This is a genomic window from Streptomyces sp. NPDC052114, from assembly GCF_040680155.1.
Taxonomy (GTDB): Bacteria; Actinomycetota; Actinomycetes; order Streptomycetales; family Streptomycetaceae; genus Streptomyces.
Genome location: NZ_JBFAWC010000004.1, coordinates 102,494 through 113,416, shown reverse-complemented (window position 1 = coordinate 113,416; position 10,923 = coordinate 102,494). Strand labels below are relative to the sequence as shown.

Sequence of the window (10,923 nt, the reverse complement as noted above, 5' to 3'; positions counted from 1 at the left end):
AGGTCCCAAAGGTCTCACCATGGCGAACGAAGAAAAGCTCCGCGACTATCTGAAGTGGGTCACGGCCGATCTGCACAAGGTCCGGCAGCAGCTGCGGGATCGGGAGGCGGTGGATCGGGAACCGATCGCGATCGTCTCCGTGAGCTGCCGTTTCCCCGGCGGCGCCGATTCTCCGGAGGCGCTGTGGCAGCTCGTCTCCAACGGCACCGACGCCGTCTCGGGCTTCCCCGAAGGACGCGGCTGGGACATCGACGGCCTGTACGACCCGGACCGTGAGTCGGGCCGCAAGGACACCAGCTACGCGAACGAGGGCGGCTTCCTCTACGAGGCGGGCGACTTCGACGCGGCGTTCTTCGGGATATCGCCGCGTGAGGCGCTGGCGATGGACCCGCAGCAGCGGCTGCTGCTCGAGACGGCCTGGGAGGCCGTCGAGCGCGCCGGCATCGACCCGGCCTCGCTCAAGGGCTCGCCCACGGGCGTCTTCGTCGGCGGCACGCCCTCCGGCTACGGCGCCTCACCGGGCCCGGTGCCGGAGGACGTGGCCGGTTACATGCTCACCGGCAGCTCCGGCGCGGTGCTTTCGGGTCGTATCTCGTACTTCCTCGGCCTGGAGGGCCCGGCGGTCACCGTCGACACGGCGTGCTCCTCGTCGCTGGTGGCCCTGCACCAGGCGGCGCACGCGCTGCGCCGCAAGGAGTGCTCGCTGGCCCTGGCCGGCGGCGTCTCGGTGATGTCCACTCCGGTGGCGTTCGTGGAGTTCAGCCGCCAGCGCGGGCTTGCGGCGGACGGCCGGTGCAAGTCCTTCGCCGATGCGGCCGACGGTACGGGCTGGGGCGAGGGCGTCGGCTTCCTGATGCTGGAGCGGCTGTCGGACGCGCGGCGCAACGGTCACCCGGTACTCGCCGTGATCCGGGGCTCCGCCGTGAACCAGGACGGCGCCAGCAACGGCCTGACCGCCCCCAACGGCCCCTCGCAGCAGCGCGTCATCCGCGCCGCCCTCGCCGACGCGCACCTGGCCGCGGCCGAGGTCGACATGGTCGAGGCGCACGGCACGGGTACGACCCTGGGTGACCCGATCGAGGCCGAGGCGCTGTTGGCGACGTACGGTCAGGGGCGGCCGGAGGACCGTCCGCTGTGGCTGGGCTCGCTGAAATCCAACATCGGCCACACCGCGGCCGCCGCGGGCGTCGCGGGCGTCATCAAGGTGGTGCTCGCGATGCGGCACGGCGTGATGCCGAGCACGCTGCACGTGGACGAGCCCTCCGCCGAGATCGACTGGGCCGCGGGCGCGGTCGAGTTGCTGACCCGGCAGCGGCCCTGGCCGGAGACCGGCGAGCCGCGCCGGGCCGGTGTCTCCTCGTTCGGCGTCAGCGGAACCAACGCGCACGTCATCCTCGAACAGGCCCCGGCGGAAGAGGAGCCGGAGCCGACGTCCCAGGAGCCGGCCGCGAGCCCGGAGTCCGGCCCGGACGCCACGCCGGCCGTCGCTCTCCCCGTGCTGCCCTGGGTGGTGTCGGGCCGTGGCCGGACCGCGCTGCGCGCGCAGTCCGAGCGGCTCGTCGACCGACTCGCGGAAAGCCCGGAAACGTCACCGCTCGACCTGGCCTACTCGCTCACCTCGACGCGGGCGGCGCTGGAGCACCGCGCCGTCGTCATCGGCACGGGCGACCGCGACGGCGGTGCCGAACTGCTCGCGGGCGTCCGGGCGCTGGCGCGGGGCGAGTCGGCACCGGGACTGGTGGAGGGCCCCGCCGAGGGTGTCGCCAAGGCCGGTCGTACTGCGGTGGTGTTCTCGGGTCAGGGCAGTCAGCGGGTGGGTATGGGGCGTGAGTTGTATGCCGCGTATCCCGTTTTCGCGCGGGCCTTCGATGAGGCGTGTGCGGTGTTGGACCGTGAGCTGGCCGGGTATGTGTCGCGGTCGGTGCGGGAGGTGGTCTTCGACGACAGCGCTGACGGTGCCGTTGATGGTCTGCTGGATCGGACGGTGTTCACGCAGGCGGGCCTGTTTGCGGTCGAGGTGGCGCTGTTCCGTCTGGCGGAGTCCTTCGGTGTGCGCCCCGACTTCGTGGCCGGTCATTCGATCGGTGAGATCGTGGCCGCGCATGTGGCGGGCGTGTTCTCCCTGGAGGACGCGGCTCGTCTGGTAGCGGCTCGGGGTCGTTTGATGCAGGCGCTGCCCGAGGGCGGCGCGATGTTGGCCGTGCAGGCTTCCGAGGAGGAAGTGCGGCCGCTGTTGGGCGAGTTCGTGGGCCGGGTGGACATTGCGGCGGTGAACGGGCCGACGTCCGTGGTGGTCTCGGGCGAGGAGGACGCCGCGCTGGCGGTGGCGGAGCGGCTGCGGGAGTCGGGCCGGAAGACGAAGCGGTTGGTGGTTTCGCATGCGTTCCACTCGCCGTGCATGGAGCCGATGCTGGCCGAGTTCCGCGCGGTCGCGGAGACGATGACGTTCGCGGCTCCGCGTGTGCCCGTCGTCTCGAATTTGACTGGTGCGGTTGCGTCGGCTGCGGAGTTGGGCTCGCCGGAGTACTGGGTGCGCCATGTCCGTGAGGCGGTGCGCTTTGCCGATGGTGTGGCGTCGCTGACCGCGCAGGGTGTGTCCGTGTTCGTCGAGCTGGGCCCGGACGGCGTGCTCAGCGCGATGGGCGCGGAGACCGCGCCCGACTCGGCGTTCGTCCCGGTGCTGCGCAACGGCCGCCCCGAGGCGGAGACGTTCGTGACCGGCCTGGCGCGTGCCTGGGTGCAGGGCGCGGGTGTGGACTGGTCGGCGTTCTTCGACGGTACGGGCGCGGCCCGCGTCGAGTTGCCGACGTATGCCTTCCAGCGCCAGCGCTACTGGCTCGACACCTCGGGTGTCGCGACCGGTTCGGTCTCTGGTCTCGGGCTGGGTTCTGCCGAGCACCCGTTGCTGGGTGCAGCGGTGGAGCTGCCGGACTCCGAGGGCGTGGTGTTCACGGGTCGGTTGTCGCTGCGTACCCACGCCTGGTTGGCGGATCACGCGGTGGCGGGAACCGTCCTGCTGCCCGGCACTGCCTTCGTGGAGCTGGCCATCCGTGCGGGCGACGAGGTCGGTTGCGACACGGTGGAGGAGCTGACGCTCCAGGCGCCGCTGGTGATGCCCGAAGAGGGCGGCGTACAGCTGCGGTTGACCATCGCCGCGCCCGACGACACCGGTCGTCGTACCGTCAGCGTCCACTCGCGGCGGGAGGACACCTCCGTTGACGAGGTGTGGACCTGCCATGCGACGGGCGTACTCGTGGCCGAGGCGGGTCGGACTTCTGTCCTGGATTCCGCCGATGGTGAGCTCGCGGTGTGGCCTCCGGCTGATGCGGTGGCTGTGCCGGTCGAGGGTCTGTACGACGGGTTCGTGGCGGCTGGTTATGGCTACGGGCCGGTGTTCCAGGGGCTGCGTGCTGCGTGGCGGCGTGGGGACGAGGTCTTTGCTGAGGTTGCGTTGCCGGAGGAGGTGCACGAGGAGGCGGGCCGGTTCGGGCTGCACCCGGCGCTCCTCGACGCCGCCCTGCACGCCGTGGGCCTGGAAGTCATCGACGACGCGGACGGTGTGACGGCACGGCTTCCCTTCGCCTGGCGCGGTGTGTCGCTCCAGGCGGCGGGCGCGACCGCGCTGCGCGTCCGGGTGTCTCCCACGGACGGCGCCGACGGCGTTTCCGTGGTGCTGGCCGACGGCACGGGGCAGACCGTGGCCGCGGTCGACACCCTCGTCATGCGGCCCGTCGACACGACCCAGCTGGGCACCGCGACCAGGCAAGGCGCAGCGTACGACGCGCTGTTCCGGGTCGCCTGGAGCGAGTCCGCCGCCGCTGCCGACGCCGACCGGGCGGTCCACCTCGCGGAAGAGGCCGTATGGGCATTCCTCGGCGACGACCGGCTCGGACTCACGGCGACCCCGGCCACCGCGCCGACGGCCGTGAAGCCCTATGAGGACCTGGCCGCGCTGGAGGACAGCCTCGCCCACGACGGTTCCCTTCCGCAGCTGGTCCTGACCAGCTGCGTGGCCGGGGCCGGGGCCGAGGCCGAGGCCGAGGCGAGCGCGGGGGAGCCGGGAGTCACGGCGACCGCCGCGCGCAGAACGCTGCGTGAGGTCCTTCCTCTGGTGAAGGCCTGGCTGGAGACGGAGCGGTTCACCGAGCTGCCGCTGGTCCTCGTGACACGCGGCGCGGTGTCGACCGGGCCCGACGAGGACGTGACCGACCTGGCGACGGCTCCGGTCTGGGGGCTGCTGCGGTCCGCCCAGACCGAGCACCCGGGCCGGTTCGTGCTGGTCGACACCGACGACAGCGAGGAGTCGCGCGCGGCCCTGCCGGCGGCCCTGTCCTGGGCGCTGGCGCAGGACGAGAGCCAACTCGCGCTGCGCGCGGGCGCGGTACGGGTGCCGCGGGTGGAGGCAGTCACCGTCCCGACTCCGGCCACCACCGAGCCCGGTCCCGACCCGGCGGCGCCCGACGGCTCCGCGGGGGCGTACGGCGGAGACACGGGCACGGTGCTGATCACGGGCGCGACGGGGACGCTGGGCGGCCTGGTCGCGCGGCACCTGGTCGCCGAGCACGGGGTACGGCAGCTGCTGCTGGTCAGCCGTCGCGGTCAGCAGGCCGACGGTGCGGCCGAGTTGGTGGCGGAGCTGGCCGAACTGGGCGCTTCGGCGCGCGCGGTGGCGTGTGACGTGGCGGACCGCGAGGCCCTGGCGGCGCTGCTGGCGGACCTTCCCGCCGAGCACCCGCTGACCGCCGTGGTGCACGCCGCCGGTGTGCTCGACGACGGGTTGATCACGGCACTCACGCCCGATGGCCTGGACCGGGTGCTGCGGCCCAAGCTCGACGCGGCCGTGCACCTGGACGAGTTGACGCGTGACCTCGGCCTGTCCGCCTTCGTGCTCTTCTCCTCCGCCTCTGCCACCTTCGGCAGTGCCGGCCAGGCCAACTACGCCGCGGCCAACGCCTTCCTCGACGCGCTGGCGCACCGTCGCAGGACGCTCGGCCTGCCCGCCGTCTCGCTCGGCTGGGGCTTCTGGGCGGAGGCCAGCGGCATGACCGGGGACCTGGCGCGCGCCGACGTCCGGCGCATGGCACGCGGCGGCATGACCCCGCTGCCCACGGCCAAGGCGCTGGCGCTGCTGGACGCGGCGCAGGGCCTGGGCGAACCGCTCCTGCTGCCCATGCAGTTGGACGGTGCCGCGCTGCGCCGCTCGACCGCCGACGGCTCCGGCACGGTCCCGGTGATGTTGCGCGGGATGGTCCGCACCGGAACCCGGCGCACGGCCGCCGCCGCGGCGCCCGCCGGTGAAGTCGCCCTGGCGCAGCGCCTGGCGGGGCTGCCGGAGGAGGAGCGGGAACGGACCCTGCTGGATCTCGTGCGCGCGCACACCGCCGCCGTACTGGGCCACGGCACCGCAAATGGCGTCGAACCAGGGCGCGGATTCCAGGAAATCGGATTCGACTCCTTGACCGCGGTCGAATTCCGTAATCGAATGAATGTGGCCACCGGACTTCGACTTCCGGCCACGCTCATCTTCGACTACCCCACGCCCGCCGCCGTCGCGAAACACCTCCACGAAGAGGTGCGCGTCGACGGATCCGCGGCCGAGACCACGGTGTCCGAAGAGTTCGAGCGGCTGGAGAAGACGCTCACCGCGCTCGCCGCCCACGAGGGCAAGCGGGTCGAAATCATGGTGCGGATGAAGGATTTCCTCGCGAAGCTGGGCGACGCCGACGGAACGTCCAACGATGCGCACGGCGACAGCGACCTCGACGAGGCCAGCGATGACGAGCTGTTCAGCGCCCTCGAGAACGAGCTGAGGAAGAACTGACCGAATGAACAACGAAGACCGCCGTTTTCGTGGGGGACTGAGCTCGCATGTCTAACGAAGAGAAGCTTCGGTCCTATCTGAAGCTGGCAACGACCGACCTCCGGCAGACGCGCCGCCGACTGGAGGAGCTGGAGGCCAAGGACTCGGAGCCGATCGCGATCGTCGCGATGAGCTGCCGCTATCCGGGCGGCGTGGCGTCCCCCGAGGAGCTGTGGGACCTCATCGCCTCGGGCACCGACGCGGTGTCCCCGTTCCCCGCGGACCGTGGCTGGGACGAGGACCTGTACGACCCGGACCCCGAGCGACAGGGCAGGAGCTACGTACGGGAAGGCGGCTTCCTGCACTCGGCCGCCGAATTCGACCCCGGCTTCTTCGGCATGTCGCCCCGCGAGGCGCTGGCGACCGACCCGCAGCAGCGCCTGCTCCTGGAGACCTCCTGGGAAGCCGTCGAGCGGGCCGGGATCGACCCCACGTCCCTGCGGGGCAGCCGTACGGGCGTCTTCGCCGGTGTGATGTACAACGACTACGCCTCCCGGATGCGCGTCGCGCCCGACGGGTTCGAGGGCCACATAGGCAACGGCAGCGCCGCGAGCGTCGCCTCCGGCCGGGTCTCCTACACGCTCGGTCTGGAGGGCCCGGCGGTCACCGTCGACACGGCGTGCTCGTCGTCGCTGGTGACCCTGCATCTGGCCGCGCAGGCGCTGCGCAACGGCGAGTGCTCGCTGGCGCTCGCCGGCGGCGTCACGGTGATGTCCACCCCCACCGTCTTCGTGGAGTTCAGCCGCATGCGCGGCCTCGCCGTCGACGGCCGCTGCAAGGCGTTCTCCGACGCGGCCGACGGCGCCGCGTGGGCCGAGGGCGCGGGCATGCTGCTGTTGGAGCGCCTGTCGGACGCGCGTCGCAACGGCCACCCCGTACTCGCGATCGTCCGTGGTTCCGCCCTCAACCAGGACGGCGCCAGCAGTGGTCTGACGGCGCCGAACGGTCCTTCGCAGCAGCGTGTGATCCGCGCGGCGTTGGCGAATGCGGGTGTTTCCGCGGCTGACGTGGATGTGGTGGAGGCGCACGGTACGGGTACGACGCTGGGTGACCCGATCGAGGCGCAGGCCCTGCTTTCCACCTACGGCCAGGAACGGTCGGAAGGCCGTCCGCTGTGGCTCGGCTCGCTGAAGTCCAACATCGGTCATACGCAGGCTGCGGCCGGTGTGGCGGGTGTGATGAAGATGGTGCTGGCGATGCGGAACGGGGTGCTGCCCCGGACCCTGCATGTCGACGAACCGTCGTCGAAGGTGGACTGGTCGGCCGGTTCGGTCGAGTTGCTGACGGAGTCGCGTGAGTGGGAGTTGGAGGAGGGGCGTCCGCGTCGTGCGGGTGTGTCGTCCTTCGGTGTGAGTGGCACGAACGCGCACGTGATCCTGGAGCAGGCGCCGGAGACGGAGCCTGAGCCTGAGCCGACGGAGGGGGCTGAGCCCGCGGAGTCTGCGGCGCCTGCTCCCGTCGACCCGGCGGTGCTGCCTTGGGTGCTGTCCGGGCGCGACGGCGCGGCGCTGCGTGGTCAGGCGGCGCGTTTGCTGTCCCGCGTGGAGTCGGATGGCGAGATCTCCCCGGTGGATGTGGGTTGGTCGTTGGCGGCTGGGCGTGCGGGGTTCGAGGACCGTGCGGTGGTGGTTGCCGCTGATCGGGCCGGTCTGGTGTCCGGGCTGGGCGCGCTGGCGCGTGGTGAGGAGGCGCCGGGTGTGATCGCGGGTGTGTCCGCGGGTGTGGGCGACCGGGTGACGTTTGTGTTCCCGGGTCAGGGTGCGCAGTGGGCGGGCATGGGTGTGGAGTTGCTGGATGCTTCCCCGGTGTTCGCCGAGCGTGTGCGTGAGTGTGCGGCGGCTCTGGCGGAGTTCGTGGACTGGTCGTTGGTGGATGTGCTGCGTGGGGTGGAAGGTGCGCCGTCCCTGGATCGTGTCGACGTGGTTCAGCCCGCTTCGTGGGCGGTGATGGTGTCGCTGGCGGAGGTGTGGCGTTCGCTGGGTGTGGAGCCCTCGGCGGTGGTCGGGCACTCGCAGGGTGAGATCGCGGCTGCGTGTGTGGCGGGTGGTCTGTCGTTGCGTGATGGTGCGCGGGTGGTGGCCCTGCGCTCGCAGGCCATTGCGAAGGATCTGGCGGGCCGGGGCGGGATGATGTCGGTGGCGTTGCCGCTGGCCGAGGTGCAGTCCCGCCTGGAGAGCTGGACCGGCCGCCTGGAGATCGCCGCGGTCAACGGCCCGTCGTCCACCGTGGTGGCGGGCGAGCCGGACGCCTTGGACGAACTCCTGGCCGCGTGTGAGGCCGAGGGCGTGCGGGCGCGGAAGGTCCCGGTGGACTACGCCTCGCACACCTCCCACGTGGAGCGGATCGAGGACGAACTGGCCCGCGTCCTGGCGGACATCAGTCCTCAGGCGGCCCGGGTGCCGTTCTACTCGTCGGTGACCGGTCAGCCGCTGGAGACCGCCGGTCTGGACGCGGGCTACTGGTACCGCAATCTGCGTCAGACGGTCCGCTTCGAGGAGACGGTCGGCGCGCTGGCCGACGCCGGCTTCGGCGCGTTCATCGAGGTGAGCGCCCATCCGGTGCTGACGATGAGCGTGCAGGAGACGCTGGAGGCGCGCGGCGTGGAGCAGACCGTGGCGGTCGGCTCGCTCCGCCGCGACGAAGGTGGCCTGGACCGCTTCCTCACCTCGGCCGCCGAGGCGTGGACGCACGGCGTACGCGTCGACTGGACGCAGCTGTTCACCGGAACCGGCGCGTCCCGCGTCGAGCTGCCCACGTACGCCTTCCAGCGCCAGCGCTACTGGCTGGAGAGCCCGGCCGAGGAGCCGGCCCTCTCCCTGCCCGCCGACCGCGTAGACGCCGAGTTCTGGGACGCGGTCGAGCGCGCGGACCTGGACACGCTCGCCGCGACGCTGGACCTTCCGGGCGGAGAGCCGCTGGGCGAGGTCGTTCCCGCGCTCGCGGCCTGGCGTCGGCAGCGTCAGGAGCAGGTGCGGCTCGACGGTTGGCAGTACGGCATCACCTGGCAGCCGCTGAGTCTCGACTCCTCGGCGGCGCTCTCGGGCACTTGGCTGCTCCTGGTGCCCGAGAGCCACACGGGCACCGGCACGGGCACGGGCACGGACTCGGCCGCGCTCGCCGCCGAAGCGCTGTCCGCTCGCGGGGCCCGGGTGGTCACCGTCGAGCTGGACGGGCGCAACCCCGACCGGGAGAGCTGGGGCAAGGCCCTGGCCTCGGCGGTCGAGGACGGCTCGCCGATCGCGGGCGCGGTCTCGCTGCTGGCTCCGGCCTATGCCGATGCCGAGGGCGACGCTGCCGCTGCTCTCGGCACGGCACCCGGGGCGGTCGGCGTTCCGGACGGCGTCGCTGCGGCCCTGGCCCTGGTGCAGGCGATCGGTGACGCCGGAGTCGACGCGCCGCTGTGGTGCGTGACGCGCGGCGCGGTCGCCGTCGACCGCGGCGAGGCCGTGACCGACCCCGTGCAGAACGAGGTCTGGGGTCTGGGCCGGGTGGTCGCGCTGGAGCACCCCGAGCGCTGGGGCGGCCTGATCGACCTCCCGGAGACGCTCGACGCCCGCGCGGCCGAGCGCTTCGCCGCCGTGCTGGCGGCGGAGGGCGCCGAGGACCAGGTGGCGGTGCGTGCCACCGGCGTCTTCGGCCGTCGGCTCGCGCCGGTCGGCGGTGCGGCCGACCCCGTCGCCGACGACGCGGCATGGCAGCCGGGCGGCTCCGGCTCCGTCCTTGTGACCGGCGGCACGGGCGCCCTGGGCGGCCACGTCGCCCGCTGGCTCGCCCGGAACGGCGCCGCGCACCTGATCCTCACCAGCCGTCGTGGCCCGGACGCGCCCGGCGCGGCCGAACTGGCGGCCGAACTGCGGGAGATCGGTGCCGAGGTCACGGTCGCGGCATGCGACGTCGCCGACCGGGACGCGGTGGCCGGCCTGCTCGCCTCGGTCCCCGCCGAACACCCGCTGACCGCGGTGGTGCACACCGCCGGAGTGCTCGACGACGGGGTCATCGACGCACTCACGCCGGAGCGGTTCGCGCGTGTACGGGGCCCGAAGGTGGACGCCGCCGTGCACCTGGACGAACTGACCCGCGAGCTGGACCTCTCCGCGTTCGTCGTCTTCTCCTCCATGTCCGGCACCGTCGGCGCGGCCGGCCAGGCCAACTACGCCGCCGCCAACGCCTTCCTCGACGCGCTGGTGCACCGCCGCCGCGCCCTGGGCCTGCCGGGCACCTCCCTCGCCTGGGGGACCTGGGCGGGCGGTGGCCTCGCCGAGGGGGAGACGCGGGAGAAGTGGACGCACCGCAGCGGACTCGACCCGATGGACCCGCTGGACGCGGTCGCCGTCATGGGCCGGATCCTCGCGCGGGGGGACGCGTTCGCCGTGGTGGCGGACGTGAGCTGGGACCGTTTCGCCCCGTCCTTCGCCGCCGTGCGCCCCTCGCCGCTGCTGCACGGAATCCCGGAGGCCCGCAGGGTCCTTGAGGCCGCCGCGGCCACCGCCACCGCAGGTGGGGAGCCGGGCGCGGGTTCGGGCACGGGCCTGCGGGAGCGGCTGACGGGCCTCCCCGCCGCCGAGCGCAAGCGCGTCGTGAGGGAGTTGATCCTGACGCACGCCGCCGCGGTTCTCGGACACCCCGACACCGCGTCGATCGCGGGAGGGCGCCCCTTCAAGGACCTGGGCTTCGATTCGCTGACCGCGGTGGAACTGCGCAATCGGATCAAGGCCGCGACCGGCCTGCCCCTGCCGCCCACGTTGATCTTCGACTTCCCCACGCCCGCGGACCTGGCGGAGACCGTCCTGACCCGGATCCTCCCGGAGAGCGAGAGCGCGGACGACGCCGGAACGCCGTACGAGACACGGGTGCGCGAGGCCCTGACGTCGATTCCGCTGGCGCGGATCCGCGACGCGGGTCTGCTGGACGTCCTGCTGCAACTCGCCGAATTCCAGGACGAGAACGGGACGGAAGACGAGAACGACCACGAGCCGGTCGACGAGGAGTCGATCGACTCGATGGATGCCGAGAGCTTGCTCCGCATGGCATTCGACAGCACCGATTCCTGAAGCGCCCGAGAA

2 protein-coding genes are annotated in these 10,923 nt (G+C 72.5%); both read left to right on the top strand.

Going from position 1 to position 10,923, the window contains the following annotated elements; genetic code table 11:
- Positions 1-19: 19 nt before the first annotated feature.
- Entirely contained in the window at positions 20-5,821 is a 5,802-nt protein-coding gene (locus tag AB0L89_RS10435) for a type I polyketide synthase (protein WP_365137482.1), read from the top strand.
- Positions 5,822-5,868: 47 nt separating this feature from the next.
- Entirely contained in the window at positions 5,869-10,911 is a 5,043-nt protein-coding gene (locus AB0L89_RS10430) for a type I polyketide synthase (RefSeq protein WP_365137479.1), read from the top strand.
- Positions 10,912-10,923: the final 12 nt, after the last annotated feature.